This window comes from Chitinophaga sp. Ak27 (assembly GCF_012726295.1).
Classification (GTDB): Bacteria; Bacteroidota; Bacteroidia; order Chitinophagales; family Chitinophagaceae; genus Chitinophaga.
The window spans coordinates 664,031-682,209 of record NZ_JABAOB010000002.1; the positions used below are offsets into that span (position 1 = coordinate 664,031).

Annotated in this window: 12 protein-coding genes; 3 read left to right on the plus strand and 9 right to left on the minus strand. The window is 46.4% G+C overall.

What is annotated here, in order from left to right:
- Positions 1 to 10: 10 nt before the first annotated feature.
- The 6 genes from urtB to HGH90_RS10515 form a co-directional block, all read right to left on the minus strand.
- On the minus strand, positions 11 to 1,657 hold the full coding sequence (gene urtB, locus HGH90_RS10490) for an urea ABC transporter permease subunit UrtB (protein ID WP_211172613.1): 1,647 nt from the start codon (positions 1,655 to 1,657) through the stop codon (positions 11 to 13).
- Between the two features lie 54 nt (positions 1,658 to 1,711).
- Positions 1,712 to 3,019, minus strand: a complete 1,308-nt coding sequence (gene urtA / locus HGH90_RS10495) for an urea ABC transporter substrate-binding protein (RefSeq protein WP_169191033.1) — start codon at positions 3,017 to 3,019, stop codon at positions 1,712 to 1,714.
- Between the two features lie 42 nt (positions 3,020 to 3,061).
- Positions 3,062 to 4,351 carry a hypothetical protein gene (locus HGH90_RS10500; RefSeq protein WP_169191034.1) on the minus strand — a complete coding sequence of 430 codons (1,290 nt, stop codon included), beginning with the start codon at positions 4,349 to 4,351 and terminating at the stop codon, positions 3,062 to 3,064.
- Between the two features lie 464 nt (positions 4,352 to 4,815).
- A complete protein-coding gene (locus tag HGH90_RS10505) occupies positions 4,816 to 5,310 on the minus strand; it encodes a cupin domain-containing protein (RefSeq protein ID WP_169191035.1) in 495 nt (164 codons plus the stop codon).
- Positions 5,311 to 5,344: 34 nt separating this feature from the next.
- A complete protein-coding gene (locus tag HGH90_RS10510; RefSeq protein ID WP_169191036.1) occupies positions 5,345 to 6,310 on the minus strand; it encodes an alpha/beta fold hydrolase in 966 nt (321 codons plus the stop codon).
- Between the two features lie 56 nt (positions 6,311 to 6,366).
- Positions 6,367 to 7,155, minus strand: coding sequence for an alpha/beta hydrolase (locus HGH90_RS10515; protein WP_169191037.1), 789 nt, complete (start codon positions 7,153 to 7,155; stop codon positions 6,367 to 6,369).
- A gap of 103 nt (positions 7,156 to 7,258) precedes the next feature.
- Here HGH90_RS10515 and HGH90_RS10520 point away from each other — a divergent pair, with 103 nt between their 5' ends.
- From HGH90_RS10520 to HGH90_RS10530, 3 genes are read left to right on the plus strand one after another with little or no spacing between them, the layout of a single operon-like run.
- On the plus strand, positions 7,259 to 9,649 hold the full coding sequence (locus tag HGH90_RS10520; RefSeq protein ID WP_169191038.1) for a sensor histidine kinase: 2,391 nt from the start codon (positions 7,259 to 7,261) through the stop codon (positions 9,647 to 9,649).
- Positions 9,650 to 9,655: 6 nt separating this feature from the next.
- Positions 9,656 to 11,638 (plus strand): sigma 54-interacting response regulator, encoded by a 1,983-nt coding sequence (locus HGH90_RS10525; RefSeq protein WP_248276994.1) that lies wholly within the window; start codon positions 9,656 to 9,658, stop codon positions 11,636 to 11,638.
- A 44-nt stretch (positions 11,639 to 11,682) separates the two neighbouring features.
- Positions 11,683 to 12,048: a chorismate mutase gene (locus HGH90_RS10530; RefSeq protein ID WP_169191039.1), complete on the plus strand. Its 366-nt coding sequence runs from the start codon at positions 11,683 to 11,685 to the stop codon at positions 12,046 to 12,048.
- Between the two features lie 102 nt (positions 12,049 to 12,150).
- Here HGH90_RS10530 and HGH90_RS10535 read toward each other — a convergent pair whose 3' ends face one another.
- The 3 genes from HGH90_RS10535 to HGH90_RS10545 are packed head-to-tail and all read right to left on the minus strand — an operon-like array spanning position 12,151 to position 18,120.
- On the minus strand, positions 12,151 to 13,272 hold the full coding sequence (locus HGH90_RS10535) for a TlpA disulfide reductase family protein (protein ID WP_168767453.1): 1,122 nt from the start codon (positions 13,270 to 13,272) through the stop codon (positions 12,151 to 12,153).
- 20 nt (positions 13,273 to 13,292) lie between these two features.
- A complete protein-coding gene (locus tag HGH90_RS10540; RefSeq protein WP_168767452.1) occupies positions 13,293 to 14,693 on the minus strand; it encodes a RagB/SusD family nutrient uptake outer membrane protein in 1,401 nt (466 codons plus the stop codon).
- Positions 14,694 to 14,712: 19 nt separating this feature from the next.
- Positions 14,713 to 18,120 (minus strand): SusC/RagA family TonB-linked outer membrane protein, encoded by a 3,408-nt coding sequence (locus HGH90_RS10545; protein ID WP_169191040.1) that lies wholly within the window; start codon positions 18,118 to 18,120, stop codon positions 14,713 to 14,715.
- Positions 18,121 to 18,179: the final 59 nt, after the last annotated feature.

The following is an 18,179-nucleotide window of genomic DNA, read 5'->3' on the forward strand; positions in this document are numbered from 1 at the left end:
TTCCGTTTTTTTAATCTTCAGCAATGCGGCCTTTGTCCGGAAACAGTCCTTTCGGTTTATACTGCATGAACAGCATGATGAACACCAGGATAAATACTTTGCCGTATACCGCCTGGAAGAAGGACTCGGATATTTTTGTAAAGAAGCCAATACCCAGGCCGGAAAGTATAGTTCCTGCCAGCTTCCCAACACCGCCAGTAACTACCACGAGAAAGGAGTCTACGATATAAGTCTGGCCCATATCAGGCACCACGTTTCCTATCAGCGTAATGGCGCAACCGGCCAGTCCGGCGAGGCCAGAGCCGATAAAAAATGTGATGGATGCCACGCGCCGGGTTTCTATACCGAGGCAGGCGCTCATCTGCCGGTTCTGCGTTACTGACCTGATCTGTAAACCAAGCCTGGTGCGATATAGCATCAGGTAGGTAAACAGGACCATGAGCATTGACAGCGCAATGATGAAAAGGCGGTTGTAAGGTAAAGTCAGGTGTGGCGAAACCTGCCATCCACCTGCCAGTAGTTGTGGCGTTTTAACAGCCGTAAGGTCGCCGAATAACAGGCGGGCGGTCTGGATCAGTATCAGGCTTACTCCCCAGGTGGCCAGGAGGCTCTCCAGTGGTTTGGCATACAGGTGACGGATTACCAGCCGCTCTAGGACCCATCCCAATGAACCTGCCACCAGGAAGGAGAATGGTAGTGCAAAGAAGAAGAAGAGATCTGTCTGCGGAACTCCCAGTGCTTTGGTAAATATGATCTGTGTGCAGTAGGTGGTATAAGCGCCGATCATCATAAACTCGCCATGCGCCATGTTGATAATACCGGCCAGGCCATATACAATGGAAAGTCCCAGTGCAATGAGCACGAGTATACTGCCAAGGCTCAAGCCACTGAAGAAGTGCTGTACACGTTGGAGGTTATCATACCGTTTTTCCAGGCCCACGGCTTTTGCCGCAGCATATTGGGCTGTTTCCTGGTTCAGGAAGCCTGATTTGGCATAGTCTCTCAGCAATACAGGCGCATTGTCGCTCCAGTTGTCGGCTATGCTATCGATATTGGCTTTGGCGATGGTGGTAGTGGAGGCATTGTATAGCTGTATAGCGTATAGGGCGTCTTTCCCGGTGCGGAGTGCATCGGCATTACTTTCCTTTGCCAGTGCAGCTTTCAGGATACGAAGGGTAGCGCTATCGCTCGTGTGTTTGAGCTGTGAGTAGGCGAGAGAGCGTTTCTGCGGATCGTTACTGAACAGGTTGAGCAGCGGGGCAATTCCTGCCAGCTGAAGGCGGTCGGCCCGCGGGATGTCCACCGTTTTGAGGGCAGACAATGGCAACAGCAGCGGTTGCCCGCTGCTGTTGGTAAGAAGAGTGTTATCGGGATAAAGAGTATAAAGCCGGTAGGTTCCTTCACCGGAAGGATGGCTGTCTATTGTAACCGCTTGTTGGTCCAGCAGGTACAGCTTTTTATCGTTAATCGCCATCAGCAAAGGAAAGGTGGCCGGTATACGGAGAGCGGCCAGCCTGCCAATAGCCTGTGTGCGCACGGAGTCGGCTGGTGGTTGCAGGAGCTGTGCGGTGTAAATGGAGGCGCTGTCCTGGCCGGCCGAAAACAGTGGCAGCAGCAGTAAGCAGCACATCAGCATCCGTAGTAAGGAAGTATTCATCGCATCATTTTTTGATAAGTTGGAAATAGCCTGTCTTTTTTGGATAAAGCCCGTTTATTTTTTAGCGTAGGTGCCATTGTGGTTAACCCAGTCGCAATCTTTATCAGGAGAGGTCAATGGCGACCATGGCTGCGGGTCTACCAGTCCCCCGGATTTCCAGATGATATCAAATTGTCCGTCGGGTTTGATTTCGCCGATCACTACCGGTTTTGCCAGGTGATGATTGCGCGGGTCCATTTTTACAGGTCCGTCAGGCGAATCGAAACCGAGGCTGTATAAAGCGTTGCGTACTTTTGAAACATCAAAGGAACCTGCTTTTTCAGCAGCTTTTGCCCACAGGTATACGCCGGTGTAAGCCCAGCAGATAGGGTCATCGGTTACTCTTTTGTCGCCGCCGGGTAAACCTTTTTTCGCGCAGAAGGCTTTGAAATCGGCTACAAATTTTTTATTCTCCGGCAGGTCGTTCGACTGGAAGTAGTTCCATGCAGCGAGATGGCCTACCAGGAATTCGGTATCCATTGATCTGAGCTCATCTTCTGCCACAGAAAATGCCATGATCGGACAGGTGGCGGAAGAGAGGCCCTGGTTGGCAAACTCCTTATAGAAAGGCACATTGGAATCACCGTTGATAGTGGAGAGTATACAGGCTTTACCATCTGCAGCAAAGCGTTTTACCTTAGAGATGATGGTTTGGTAATCCTGGTGGTGGAACGGCGTATATTCTTCGATGATGTTTTCTTTGGGAATGCCTTTAGAGAGGAGGTAGGCTTTGAGTATTTTATTGGCGGTGCGGGGAAATACATAATCTGTACCCAGCAGGTAAAACTTTTTGTAGCCTCCGCCTTTTTCACTCATGAGATACTCGGCCGCAGGAATCAGTTGCTGATTGGGCGTTGCGCCGGTGTAGATCACGCTGTTGGAGCATTCTTCTCCTTCATATTGTACTGGGTAGAAGAGCAGGCCATTGTTCTGCTCAAAAACAGGGAGTACTGATTTACGGGATACGGAAGTCCAGCAGCCAAATACAGCAGATACTTTTTTATCGATCAGCAGTTCCTTCGCTTTTTCGGCGAACAGGTCCCAATCTGATGCCGGGTCTACGATCACCGGTTCTATTTGTTTACCGAGTACCCCGCCTTTGGCATTGATTTCATCTACGGCCATCTGCACTGCATCTTTTAAGGAAACTTCAGAGATAGCCATCGTGCCGCTGAGCGAGTGGAGTACGCCTATTTTTACCGTTCCTTTTGTGGCGGAGGAATCGCTGCTGCTGGTTTTTCCGACGCCGCTGTTACAGGAGGAAAAGAGTGCGGTGGCGCCCAGCAGGAGAATAGATAGTTGATTAAGGAAAGCGTTTCTCATGTTGACTTATATTTTATAAAGAGATGATTGAATGTTTGATAATCAGAAAATGAAGAATTGAGCCTGAAGCCATACTTGGCCGAATGTCTTTTTCGTATAGTCATCCGGTATAGCAGTGGCTACGTTGTAAGTACGGGCGGTGTAGGAGAGGCGGAGGTTAGTGCCGGTGCCATTGAAAAAGTAATTGAGGCCACCTCCCATGACGGTGCTGGACTTGAGCTTATCAAAGTTCGCCGGTTTAACGGCGCCTGTTTGGGCGGCATCTGCGTTAACGTCCTGGTTTTCGTAGCGTATCCATGGCTGGAGTTTCGATTTTTTGAAATAGTAGCCGAGTTCCAGGAATTGGACGTTTTGTTTGGGAATGAGTGTGGCGAAGGAGTATTTGGAGTCTGTTTGTGTGCCGCCGGTCATGTACTGGTAAGCAGCGTTGAGCGTAATGGAGCCTGCATTGCCAAGTGGGTGGTCAAAGAATACATCGGTGCTGAGGTTGTAATAGTTCGCTTGTGCGTCTACACCGGCTGCCCAGGCCAGCGTTTTACCATTTCCCAATTTGGTGCCGGCATAGTAGTAATCTTTTTCAGCATCCAGGAAGTTATAGGCCACGCGGCCTACGGTGCGAAGGGGTGCGCCTCCATCCACATTGCGGCCGGTGAATACTCCCAGGCGGTATTCCAGTTTGTCGTTGGCAAGAAATCCACGGGCATTAATGCCCAGATCACGTCCGAAGTTGCCTTGCAACGGACTATTCGCAAACAGGTTATACGGATACTGGAAGAAGGTAAAATCGTTGGCCATTAACCCTGCAGCGCCCTGCAACCCGTTGCGGTTATTGGATACCAGCTGCATACCTGCTATAAGCTGAAATGCAGGATTAAAGGTGTATTCCAGTTGTGCGTCGAGGATGATAGGAGCAACTTTTACATTCTTCTCTCCGTTGGATTGAACCCCAATCGGTGAGGGGATCTCTGTTTCCATGAAGAAGCTGGCTTTTTTAGTAAGCTGGCCGCCCACCAGCACCCTGGCACGGTAAACAGAAAAGCCCTTGTTCCAGTCTTTCGCCGTTTTGTCGTTACTGGGAGCACTAAATCCCGTTTGCTCCCCGGAGGCAAACATATGTACAATGGCGCCTACCTGGATAGATGGTTTAAAGGGTAGTTCCGACGACTGGAAAAGAGTAATGTTCCTGGCGCTGTCGGTGCTGGTATTGAGGGATGCTGGTAATTCAATTAAGTAACTGCCTCTCTTTTTCTTTCTGGGGGGATCGTTGTTTTCGGCTTTCACAATAAAGGGAGCAGTGGCAAACAGGAAGATACATGTGGCTGAAAATTTCATAAAAGAAGTAATTAATAATTGAATAATGTACTTAAGTACTTTTTTGGTTGATCGATCAGTGTACTTAAGTATAAAAGTATAAGATTAATTTACTTAATTCATAAAATTTTTGCCAAAACGTTATAAATTCACGCCAATAGTTGATTTTATTAATATATATTATTAAATATAATATAATTTACTTTTTTGAAAAATATTTTAATAATTAATTGAAAATAAGCTATTTATGTCAAATTACTTCATGGATAAGATTATTTAATTGAAACTAATGGATCAGTATTATTTTTAATTATATAAAAATATAATGTGTTTTTTGAAGTAGGTTTGTCGCCTAATCAATACTTCTAAAAGTACGGGCTTAAGCATTACAGCGGCTGCACACCGGCAGCCGCTGTAATCTTCGTAATGATTATCCGGGAAGTAAAGTAGCCCGTTGTCCGGGCACATCCTGCTAAGAAGTTTTGTTATTTATGAGAGGGGTCGTCTTGTACATTCACATAGGTTACTCCGGACGGGCCGAAGCCAGTAATTTCAACAATAACAGGTTCTTTGCCGGTCATGGCAAAATGGTTTTGCCCGGCCACCTCTGAATAGATACTTCCTGCAGGCAACTTTTTGAGTTGTGTTTCATCAAATTTATCGCCATAACCAAAGTACCAGGTACCAGACAATACCGTGGCCGCCCGTTGATCAGGATGCAGGTGGGCAGCAATTTTGGTATTGGGTGCAATCTTAAGCAGGATGGTATAGATACCTTGTTGGGAAGGATCTCCCATGACTACAATTTCCTTGACGGCAGAATAATTGGACGATCCGGGCGCATTCGCCCCACTGTTACTTTTGAGGGCTTTGACTTCCTGGAGGTTCAGGCGAAACTGCCCGTTATTGGAAATCTGGGCATGGATAGTACCTACGCTAAACAAAAGAGCTGACAGAAGAAGAGTACGTATGCTTAACATAAACGTTTATTTTAAATGATGAGGAAAGAAGTGGTCATTTACCCAGGAAAAAGGCCAACAGGTCTTTTTGTACCTGTGCTGTATTCTCCTGTACGAGCCAGTGCCCGGAACCTTTAATATTGGAGCCTGTTACATTTTCTGCAACAAGCTTGCAGTGGTCAACGAGGAAAGCTGCTCCAAAATGTTCTCCACCCATGGCGAGCAAGGGCATCTTCAATTTGTGTTTCATGAACTGAAGATTGTCTGTTGCATCCTGGTTAAATGCGCCAAACCACTGGAAAGCCCCGGTTGTAGCACCTTTCACTGAATAGGCCCGCACAAATTCTGTCACTTCCTCTTTCGTAAAAGGATCTTTTACGTAGCCCACTACTGGCCAGAAATTGGTCAGGAACAATTGCTCCTTTCCTGCAACCATCTCTCCGGAAGCCGGCCATGCAAAGAAGCCAAACCACCACGCACCGCCTTTTACCTGGCTCCATACCGGCTCTATGCCGGGTAGTAATGCATCGAGTAAGGCGAGCTTCTTAACTTCGCTGCCAAATTGGGCTGCATAGGCGTATGCCACCATCAACCCGATGTCATGTCCTGCAAGATTAATAGTGTTGTAGCCCAGTTTTTTCATGAGCGCATGCATGTCTGCAGCCATCGTTTTTTTGTCATATCCGGCGGCAGGTTTGTCGCTTTCACCAACACCCCGCAGATCAGGAGCGATTACCGTAAAATGTTTGGAAAGCTCGGGCAGCAGCCGGTTCCACATATACCAGTTCTGGCCAAACCCATGAATAAGCAGCAGGGGCTCTCCCTGGCCACCGATCACATAGTGGATGTTTACACCATTTACCAGTGCATACGCATGTTTAAAACCTGCCGGGGGAGCCGCCGGTGCGGCAGCTTGTGCTGCGGTGGCGCCGTTGCTCGCCGCCGCTTGCTTTTGTGTTGCTGGCTGCTTACAAGCAAGTGACAGCGCAATAATGGAAAACGCAAATATCTTTTTTATCATAGCCCAGAATTTTAGTGATGAGTTAATCAGGAATAAACGATAGTAATCGGCGGAAGTCAGGCGCCTTGCCTGTTCAACCAATCGAGGATAAAACCGGCATCCTCTTTCCAGGTGGGTTGCCCCAGCACAAAATGATTTCTTCCTTCAAATGCTTTGTAATCTGTTACCGAATTGCTCTTCCGGTATTTTTTATAGTTGGAGTAATTCAGGGAAGCGGGTATGGTATGGTCGGTGCTGCCCGACGTAAGCAACAGGGGCGCATGCGGGTTGCTGAAATTTACCCGCGCCGCCCTGGTAATAGTATCCCGTACAATAAGTTTTGACTCCGGGATGGCCTGCTTATAATAGGCGTCTTTCTGTGCGTCGTCATTCATACCGTTGGTGAACGCATATTTCCACTGGTCAAAGGACATCAGGAATGATTGCTTCGTGGAAGTAAAAAAGCCAAGTGGCCCCCAGCCAGCTTTCAGGAATGACCATTTAAAGGTCATAATGCCCTGGGGAGGTACGGAATGAATGGCAACTCCTGCATAGCCAAGGCCCTGCTGTAATAACAGCTGAACTATCAGGCCGCCAATGGAATGCCCGATCAGGATGGGTTTCTCCGGAAGCGCCCTTACTTTTTCTTCATAGTACCTGGTCAGGTCGGGTAACCGGTTAGCAGCAATTTGCCTGTTAGGCTGACTATTGCGAAGTTCTTCAGGAGAGGCATCTTTATGCGGCCAGGGAGGAGCTATCGTCGTATAGCCCTTACTTTCAAAATAGCTGCGCCAGTCATCCCAGCAACTATGATGGACAAACGCGCCTGTAAGAAATACGATCGTTCTTTTGGAAGGAAGATTCATAGTGTTGGATATTTACATCCGGCATATCCAACCGGGATGCCAATAGAGCATTTGGCTAGAAATCAACGGCTTAGGACATCTTCCGGCGCATTACCCGCGCGATATGTCGTGGTTTTCAACGAGCGGCCACGAAATACCGTGGTTTATTTTTCTGATGCAGGCAAAGGGAAATTTAACGGCGACTACATTCCTGATACATCGTACATTTATAGGGAGAAGAGATGGTGTGATCGCGCCCCCGGTTAAAGCCAAACATATGCTATTGCGAATAATGCTTGCAGTGTCCCTTATTGCCCTGGTGAACGTTTGTTCAGCCCAGGTCACTTCCGGCCTGTCGAAAGAACAACTATTAAAAGAGATAAAAAAAGTTTTGCCGGACAGCACGCGCCAGCGCTATTATAACCAATTAGGTGGGGCATATATTGATGAAGCGTTCAGGAAAAGTGAGGTTATCGACAGTGCATTCTTTTTTCTGAGAAAAGCAGTGTACCTGGCCGACTCCAGCAATATGGCCAATAATGAAATCACTTACCAGGGCTTAGCGCTTCTCGGTATGGCCTATATACGCAACAAGGAGTTTGGGAGCGGCATAAAAGTTTTCGACCAGGTAGTTAATGGCTATAGAAGAAAAGGGGATAAGGAAAAAGAAGCAGATACACGAATGAGTGAAGCGAGTTGCCTTTCTTATTTTGATGTATACCCCGATATAGTGGAACAAAATTTTAAAAGTGCCTTTTTACTTTATACAGTGTGTGGAAGAGCAAAAAAGAAAATTGATGTGGAATTGGAGCTGGCCAATTTTTATATTCAAAACAATAAATTTTTTTTAGCAGAGGATGATTTACAACTTGCGCTAAAGGATACTGCAAAAAATAGTTTTTACCGGGTGCCGGAGATTTATTGCCTGCTATCAACAGCAAGCCGGTATGAAGGTAATTTCAATAAGGCACTGAAATATGCTTTCGAATCAGTAAAAAGCTTGAAATCTGATGGAGATAGCGGCATCCTTGTCGGAAGCTATGGAGAGTTGGCCCTTGTTTACCAGGAGCTGGATCAACCTGAGTCCAGCGTATACTGGTACAAAAAGTGCCTGGATGTCAGAGCCGGAATCCCGACAGATCGCTTTACTTATTGGACTGCCTATCTCACTACACTTCAAATGATCAAGGCAAATCAAACTAAACAAGCCTTTGATCTATTGCGGAAACTCAGCAGCAGCTATCCGCCCGTGCATGTCGATGAGAAAGGAAGTCTCAGCCAAAGCCTTGCGCACTGCTACAATGCAACGCGTAACTACGATAAAGCTGAAATGTACTTTTTAGACATGCTTAAGCAATATGATAAGGGCGATAAGAATGGTGAAATACTCATGATAGCCAACTATGATATAGGGAAGTTCTTTGCCACCAGGCAGTATTATAAAAGAGCAAAACCTTACCTCGAAAAGGCTGCAGCATTAAGCAGGTTTACAACGGCATCAAGAGAAATGGACCTGCATTTGCTGCTGTTCAAAGTGGATTCTGCGGAAGGCAATTTTACAGCCGCTATTCAGCACCAGCAAAAGTCCAAAGCTCTCAGTGATTCAATTTTTACAGTAACGAAGAACCAGCAGATAGAAGAATTACTGATACAATATCAAACGGAGAAAAAAGACCAGAATATCCGGCTCCTTGAAAAAGAAAGCAAATTGCAGCACACAGCGCTCGTATATGCCCACCAAACGCGCAATTGGTTAACTGGTGTAGCGATTCTTTTTGTGATTATTTCGGGGTTACTTATTTATAATTCGCGGTTAAAGCAGCGAACTAATAAAAAGCTGCAGGAGCAGCGGACCGAAATCGAAGAGAATAATTACGCGCTCCAGCATTTGGTGAAAGAGAAAGAGTGGTTGGTCAGAGAAATTCACCATAGAGTAAAAAACAATTTCCAAATGGTCATGGGCCTGCTCGGCAGCCAATCCGAATACCTGGAAACAAATGAAGCTATTAAGGCTATGACAGAGAGCCAACACCGCATCCAGGCTATGTCGCTTATTCATCATAAACTATACCAGTCCGATAACCTGTCTGCCATCAATATGGTCCATTATATTCACGACCTGGTAGATTATCTCCGGGACAGCTTCGATATCCGGCAGTCAGTATTGTTTAAGTTGCAAATAGAACCCATTGAGCTTAATCTCAATTACTGTATTCCTGTGGGACTGCTGTTAAATGAGGCAATAACCAATGCTATCAAATATGCATTTCCGAAAAATACCCGGGGCGAAATTACCATCCTTTTTAAAAGAATAACCGGCAATGAACTGCTCCTGGTCATCAGGGACAACGGTGTAGGTTTGCCATCATCCTTTGATATCAGCAGGCTGGGGTCATTAGGTTTAAAGCTGATGAAAGGCCTCAGTGAAGATATCGACGGCGTGCTAACCATCAACAGCAATGGAGGCACTGAGATTATGATTAGATTTATATATGACCCGGAGAGGGCTAATTAGACGACCATGCAAAAACAACAACCAAATCTGATGAAAGAAGAAATCCTGATAGTGGAAGATCAGTTTGTGGAAGCCGACTATCTTCGGCTGATGCTTACACGTGCCGGCTACCGCGTCATAGATATTGCCCGTTCTGTGAACCAGGCATTGGCGTTTATACAAGCGCAAAGGCCAGATTTTGTGCTCCTTGATATATTCCTGAAAGGGAAGCAAACGGGTATCGATCTTGCCCGGGAGCTCCAGGAGCAGGGTATTCCATTTATTTACCTGTCCGCTAATTCAAGCGAAGATGTCTTGAATGAGGCAAAAGCGACGCAGCCATATGGCTTTCTTGTAAAGCCTTTTAGAGAAAAGGATTTACTCGTTACACTTGAAATTGCCAGGTATCATCACCAGCACAGCCTGGAAGCCAAATACAGGAAGGCGGCACAGTTAAAGACAACATTAAACAATATTGCTATTGAACCCCTGGAATGGGAACATAAATTCTTGAAAATAATCACAGCTATTCAGCCGCATATGCCATTTGATTTTATTACGGCCGGATTTGACTATATGCTTCAGCCAGATGTCAAAAGCATATCCTTTTTAAGGGTCGGGTTTAACCAATATCAGGCTATTGGACTCACAGCGCTATCAACGATTACAGGAAAAACACCAGATGAATTATCTCGCCTGCAGGCAAATGATATAAGCGTAAAGAATGCGGTATTTTATAATGATGAGGCATTTGATAATGTATGCAGGCAACTTTCCCTGGACAAATTATTGGCAGATAGCTTTCATTTGCGGTCCTGTCTCTGCATCCCTATAAATACCCAGGGAGGCAGCTCATTCGGCTTCCGGCTATATAGCCGCCGGTCCGGCGCTTATAATGCAGCACATATAGAACTGTCAGAGCAGATACAAATACAGTTAACCGCTTGTTTTGAAAGTATATTGCAAAGTGGAAGAGAAGACAATAAAATTCATCATGCGTCATCTGCATTATCCGGCCATGCAGCTGCTGAACGGGCGGTTGCTTTCGAAGGCATCATAGGGAAAAGCCACCTGTTATTAAACTCACTCGATATGGTGGGTCAGGTAGCCCTTATGGATACTTCCGTATTGATACTGGGAGAGAGCGGAACCGGAAAGGAAAAAATTGCCGATTGCATTCACCGTTCTTCCAACAGGAAGGATGGTCCTTTCATAAAACTAAACTGTGCAACATTGCCCTCTTCTTTGATCGAATCTGAATTGTTCGGGCATGAAAAAGGGGCCTTTACGGGAGCATTGGAAAAACGGATCGGTAAATTTGAAAAGGCGAACAAAGGAACCATCTTCCTGGATGAGATAGGCGAAATGCCGGTAGAGTTACAGGTCAAACTCCTGCGTGTCCTGCAGGAAAGGGAGATCGAAAGGGTGGGAGGGAACGATGTGATCAAAATTGATGTACGGGTGATTGCCGCAACGAATAAAAACCTGGAAAAGGAGGTGGCGGAAGGCCGCTTTCGCCTCGACCTGTATTATCGCTTAAATGTTTTTCCTATTCACATTCCCGCGCTTAGGGAACGGAAAGAGGATATACCTGCATTAGCCTATCATTTTATGAACCGGTATAACCATAAGGCCGGCAAAAAGATCAACGGTTTCTCGGATAGTGCCTTGAGGAAAATGATGATGTATGACTGGCCGGGTAATATCCGTGAACTGGAAAACCTCGTGGAAAGACAGGTGTTATTGGAAAAAGGACCAACGATCGAAGATGTTGTTTTGCCAATACATCTGAGTGCGCAGGAAGCGCCTGCCGTGGAGGAAAAGCGTATGAAAACCATCCACGAAAATGAGCGGGACTATATCGTTGCCGTCCTGAGAAAATGTAATGGCAGGATATGGGGGAATGGCGGCGCGGCAGAAATACTAAACCTCCCGCCAACCACTTTAACATCAAAGATGAAAAAGCTTGGAATAAAAAAAGGATATATCAGTTCCGAAAGCGGTAAATAGGCATCATATTTAAAAAGTGGCATTATAATGGTGGAGTTCCGGCTATGAAAAATAAATTTATCTTCCTCATAATCGCTTTGGCTGCCACCGCCATTGCCCACAACGCAGCAGGACAAAGTCCATCCAAAAATCCTATTGATACTACCCTGGAGAGCAAACGAAAGGTCATCGACTCCCTCGATAAGCAGCTTTTCGAGGTACTGGGCGCCAGGGAGCGGGTTGTCCGGGAAATAGGTGTCTATAAAGCCCAGCATCATATCGCTCCGCTACAGGCTGCCCGCTTTCAGAAGGTATTGGAAAGAGGCATCGAGGCTGGTAAGAAGGAAGGCTTGTCGGCCGAATTTGTTACAGAATTACTCAATGCCATCCATAAGGAAAGTTTGCGGATAGAGGAGGGTATTCGCCCTTAGACGAATTGGAAAGAAAAGCTAAAGGGGAGGCTGCCGCCACCCCTTAGAAATTTGATAAAACCCGCTGGGGTAATAGCTTCTGCCGGAGTACAACCTTCAATCTTACTTTATAACCTCCTTCAATTTCTCTGCCAGTTTTTCTCCGCGAAGGTCTTTCGCGATGATAATGCCATTGGGGTCGATAAGAATATTTTGTGGTATCGCCATGATGCCAAATTGTTTCGCTACAGCGTTGTTCCAGCCTTTCAGGTCACTTACATGAATCCATGGCAACCCATCTTTCTCAATTGCCTCCAGCCATTTGGCTTTATTATCATCCAGGGAAACAGACATGATTTCAAAGTTTTTGTCTTTGAACTGTTCATAGGCTTTCCTGACATTCGGGTTTTCCGCGCGGCAGGGGCCACACCAGCTCGCCCAGAAATCGAGCAATACATATTTGCCCTTTAGAGAACTGAGCGTCACCGGTTTGTCGTTTACATCCTGTTGGGTGAAGTCCATTACCTGCAGTCCTATAGCGGATTTTTTGGTAATATCCAGCCTGCGGGCGATATCTTTGCCCTCTTCACTATCGCGAAATTTTTGGTCTACAGCCATAAACATAGGCTCAAAAGTAGCGGGATCAATAATGCTGCTTCTCTGCTTTACCATATCCCAGGTTACATAGGAAGAGGGATGTGCTTTTCTGAAGGCATCCTCCACTTCATTCATCTGTTTGCGGATGGGCCTTATCTTTTCCATAGTGGGCTTTGCTCCCTGTTCATCCTTTGCAACAAAATATTTCTTCAATTCGCCGGTTAAAGGTTTCAGTTGCCGCATGTACGGTTCCAGCTCTTTATTCAGCTGATTCAGGTCGGCCTGCGCTTTTCCGCCGGTTACCACCGCTTCTTTCAGATTAGTTCCTTCCACTATTATCTGTCCATTTTCGAGGTAGAGGTCACGGGTATCCCTATCCCATATTTTTTCCAGGTTCATTGTGCCGTCGTCATTCAGATCCTTTACAGTGAGACTAGCCTTCATAGGTTGCGTTACATTCCCTTTCAGGGTAAAAATGCCATTTCTGATCTCAGTAGAATCGATGATGTGTTTTTTCCCTATTCTGTAATCGAGCATGATCTTAGCGTCTTTTACTGCGGTGAGCTTCCCCCTGATAGTATAAGCTTCTTGTGCGTTGGCCTGGGTGGCTGCGACTACCGCTATCACTCCTGTTAATAATCTCTTCATGGATTATAGTTTTTGATTGTTTAATATGATTCATTTTGTTTAAGACCGTTGACGGTAACTTCCAGTCCGGGTAGCGGTGCTATTGACCTGGGGCTTTTATATGGCAGCACCTTTGCATCCGCAGAAGGGGCATCGGTTCGCACTACATCCTTTCCTCGTCGTACCAGGTCAAAGATGCGCTGGCCTTCAAAGGCAAGCTCTTTTCGTCTTTCTTTCAGTACCAGTTCCGTTAATGCTGTGCCGGTGGCGGTAGTAGGCAATGCGGCCGTATCTGCGCGCATCCGTATCTGATCGAGATAATAAACGGCGCTGTCGGTGCGATTCAATTCAGCATAGCATTCTGCTGCGGTAAGATACATTTCCGACGAGCGGATCAGTGTTTGATAGTGAGCGCCATAGGGATCAAAGATGCCTGGTACGATCCCTTTTGGATATTTGGAAATCTTCCAGGTACCTGCTTGCTGGAACAACCAGTTATTACGTATATCTGTAGCGCTTTCCTGTAGTACGTTTACTATATCCAGTGTTGGCAGGAAGTAGGGGAATACGCCTCTGAAGTAAGTGCCCGAAAAATTATTATAGAGGCTGGTGGTGGGAGGCGCCAGTTGGAAAATGGCTTCTGTTTCTTTATCAGTAAACAGGTTTTGAGGATATCCCGTTGTCATAAAAGGTATGGCCTGGATTACGGCCACTGCCTGATCCTTTGCAGAGGAGTAATCCCCTTTGTAAAGGTATACTCTTGCCAGCAGCGCTTTTACAGCGTTGGCGCCGATATAGTTTTTGGCAGATGTATTCGCAGGCAGTAGTAACAGCGATTCCCTGAAGTCCCGGATAATGTTTTCATAAACTGTTTTAACAGATTCCCGGTTAAGTTTTTCACTATAATTGGAAGTCACGATATAGGGTACTCCCGGGTGAGATGCATCTGCTGTAAATTTATAGGGCTGCGCGAACCTGTTCACCAGTTCGAAGTGCATCCAGGCACGCAGCGCCAATGCCTGCCCTTTTATATTGTTTGCCTTTACGGGATCTTCGTTCCTGAAACGGTCTATATTCTCCAGCACCAGGGCCACGCTGCGGATGGTTTTGTAGTAGGCATTCCAATAGTTATTCTGATTAGCATCTCCTCCGGCATCAGAAGCCACTTGTTTCCAGTTGTATTGAGCAGTAAAGAGAGGGCTTCCGGGAATGGGCTTTACATCGTCTGCAATCAGGTCGGCATATATAAAACTCAATCCCCAGTAAAAACCATCGAGCATCGTTCTGTATGACCCGTTCAGTAGTTGTTCGCAGGACGACAGGTTGGTTGCAAACTGACCTAGCTCTGCACTGGTAGTGGGCGGTGTTTCAAAAAAATCCTTGTTACATCCGGCTGTTGTAAAAAGCATCACAAATAGGATAGCCGATACTGTTATTTTCATAATAATGCACTTTAGAAGGTTAAAAAGAAACATCCACACCCAGTGAGTATGTTTTGGTCTGAGGATAGGGAAACGCGGTGTTGCCATCTGCCGTTACGTTTTCAGGATCTATTCCCGTGTATTTCGTCCAGAGTGCCAGGTTATTGCCCTGTGCATAAATGCGGATATTGCTCATATGTGCGCTACGAGCCAGGGCAGGCAGGTTGTAAGAAAGCATTACATTTTTCAGGCGGATAAAATCGCCGGGAGATAAGTACCGGGTAGAAGTATTGGTACCTCCATCGGGATTATTCAATACCCTCCTGGGATTCTTAGCCTGGTCGCCCGGGTGCTGCCACCTGTCCAGGGCGGCTTTCGACTGATTCAGATAGGGAAGGGTTCCATCATTCTGTAATGCGGCGGTATTATTATCGTACAACATATTCCCGCACTGGTAGTAAAGGAATGCCGACAATTGTATGGCATGGTATGAAAACGTATTAGTGATACCTCCAAACCCTTTAGGCTGTATTTGTCCCACAATTACCCGGTTATTCAAGGAATAATTACTGGTTATCTTACCATTAATATCATACCATTGTGGCTTACCGTCCTGTGGGTTTACACCGGCCCAGCGAACCATGTAAACGGCGTTGAAGGGTTCGCCTTCTCTTCTTAACTGGTAACCGCTGACACTTTCCTTCTGATAGGCTTTTACCAATTTATTTTGGTTGGTGCTCCAGTTAGCGTCTACACTCCATTGAAACTCTTTGTTGTGTATGATGGCTGCATTCACCGAAATTTCTATTCCCTTATTCATCATATTCCCTACATTGTCGAATCCGAAGGAATACCCGCTGCTACCGGGAAGGGTTACCAGGTATATCAGATCGGAGGTAAGCCGGTGATACAGATCAATCCCTGCGCCAAAGCGGTTTTTAAACAGGTTGAATTCCAGTCCCAGGTCTTTGCTGAACTGCCTTTCCCATTTGATGTCAGGGTTGCCGGGAGAAACGGAAAGCATCGCTGTTGCCGCGCCGTCATAGTTCCCGCCCAGTGAAAGTATTGAATAACGGGTAGTAGCGGTCAAGGAGCTTGAGTTGCCTGCCGTACCAACACTTCCTCTTAGTTTAAGATAGCTGAGCCAGTGGGCAGTCTTTTGCATGAAAGGTTCATTGCTGATTACCCATCCGGCTCCCAGCGACCAGTAGTTACCATAACGGTTGTTGGCGCCGAATTTTGATGAACCATCTCTTCTTACACTGCCTGATAGCAGGTATTTGTTGTCATAGTTATAGTTGGCCTGCGAGAAGAACGAGTTCTGTGTTTCTTTAGAGCTGTTTCCTGTAGTGCCTAATGAGCCATATACAACCATGCTGCCGGCCGCCACTTCTTCAAAGTAAGGGGCACTGAATCCCCTGGAAGTGGCTCCTATGCTATTGGCGTAAATGGTTTGCGCCTCTTGGCCCAGTAATACCTGCAATGAGTGTTTTTGCAGGAAAATATTATTATACTGTAATACATTGGTAGAAATAATACGGGTACCTACTCTGTCAAATGCCGATACTTCGCCTAATCCCTGGATGGTGCTGATGGGAAGCCGCAGGTCCGTTTTGGTTTTATCCTGCGATAGCATAAAGTCACCGCCCAGATCTGTCCTGAATTTAAAGTGCTTCAGGAAATACGTTTCTGCAAATAAGGTTCCTATTGCCCGGTAATAAACACTCCTGTTCACGTTCCACTGTAGTGCAGCAGCAGGGTTGGATAAATTGTAATAGGTACCTGTAACAGATGGCAGGTAATAGGCGCCGTTTTGCAAATAGGCAGGATATACCGGCGGGGCTGTATAGGGGAAGCCAAAAACGTCAGTGGGATTCTCACTCTGGGAAGGCGTTTCCTGCCGGTTGAAACTAAAGGAAGTATTCAGGCCCAAATTGATCCAGCTGGCCGGCCGGGTAGAAAAATTATAGCGAATGGAAGCTCTTTTATAACCACTCGCCTTTGCAATTCCTTTCTGGTCAAGATAGCCCAGGTTCAGGTAAAATAATGTTTTATCATTGCCGCCGGATAAGCTGAGTTCTGTATTGGTGGTAATAGCGGCATTGTTATAGATTAACCCTCTCCAGTTGGAAGGCTCATACAATGCTGAATCGCCGGAGGCCTTGGTAAAATAGGGGAACTTCTTCTTCAGGTCGTCATCTATCGCGGCATCTGTCCATAGGATAGGGTTAGCATTTTTGTAGGCTTCTCTCAACAGTGTTAAATATTCGTCTTTATTCAATACATCGGGTTCTCTGCTGCGGATGAGGGATGCCACATCCACTTGTTGATGGAATTTCACATTTGTTTTTCCCGCATGACCTTTTTTTGTTGTGATCAGTATTACGCCATTGCTTGCCTTGGATCCGTATAGTGCAATAGCAGCGGCATCTTTCAACACGGTATAGGACTCTACATCACCGGGATTGATCTGGGCGAGTGGATTGGTAACAGCAGTGGTTCCCAGGTTATAGGAACGTTGGGTCATATCTTGTGTTACCGGCACGCCGTCGATAACGAACAAAGGGAGCCTGGCACTGCCGCTGATGGCTGTAGCGATTCCCCGTATCAACATGTTGCTGGTGCCTCCGCCTGGTTGCCCATTGCCGCCGGTAACGAGCAATCCGGGCACCGTACCCTGTAGGCTTCTGTCGAATGAGCGGTTAGGTAATGCTGCAATGGTTTCCCCTTTTACAACAGATACGGCCCCCGTGCTTCTTCGTTGCGTAGAGGTATTATATGCTACCACTACGGTGGCATCCAGCTTGCTGATAGCGGTGTTTAATGCAATGGTAAACTGCCGTGCAGCGGATGCTGTCTTTATAGTGATCTCACCGGAGTCGAAACCTACATAACTTGCCACCAGTACATCGCCTGCCGATACATGCAGCGTACAGCTACCATCTGGTCCGGTGGCGGCAGACTGCGAGGAATTCTTCACCCGGATGGTGGCGCCTACCAATGGTATACCGTCCGATGATAACACCACAATGGTGACAGGCCAGTTAGGGAGCGGGGATACAGTTACAGGTGCAGGAACAGGCACCTTCCGGGAAAGAATAATGGAATTTCCCCTGATACGGAATTCCAGCGGTTGATCTTTTAGCACCAGCTTCAGGAAATCTGCTAATGGGAGAGCCGATGCAGTTACGGACACCGGTTTGCTTTCAGCCAGGTCGCCCTGGTTATAAAAAACTACATAACCGGTTTGCTGCTTCACGGCAGTAAACACTTCCTTTAATTCCAGTTTCTTAACTGATAAGGTAATTGTTTGTGAGGTTGCGGTAGCATAAATAGTACAGAGAGCGCCCGTTAACAGCAGAGAGGTCAGCTTCATCTGTAGCAGGATGTTGGTTTTACGCCAGCCCCTTAGCCAGGTTAGCCGGTGGCAATGATTCTTTTTTTGCATAAATTGCATCGGTTACGGTTGATAAAATTGAAATTTTGTCCGAATTGAAGTTTGCATCA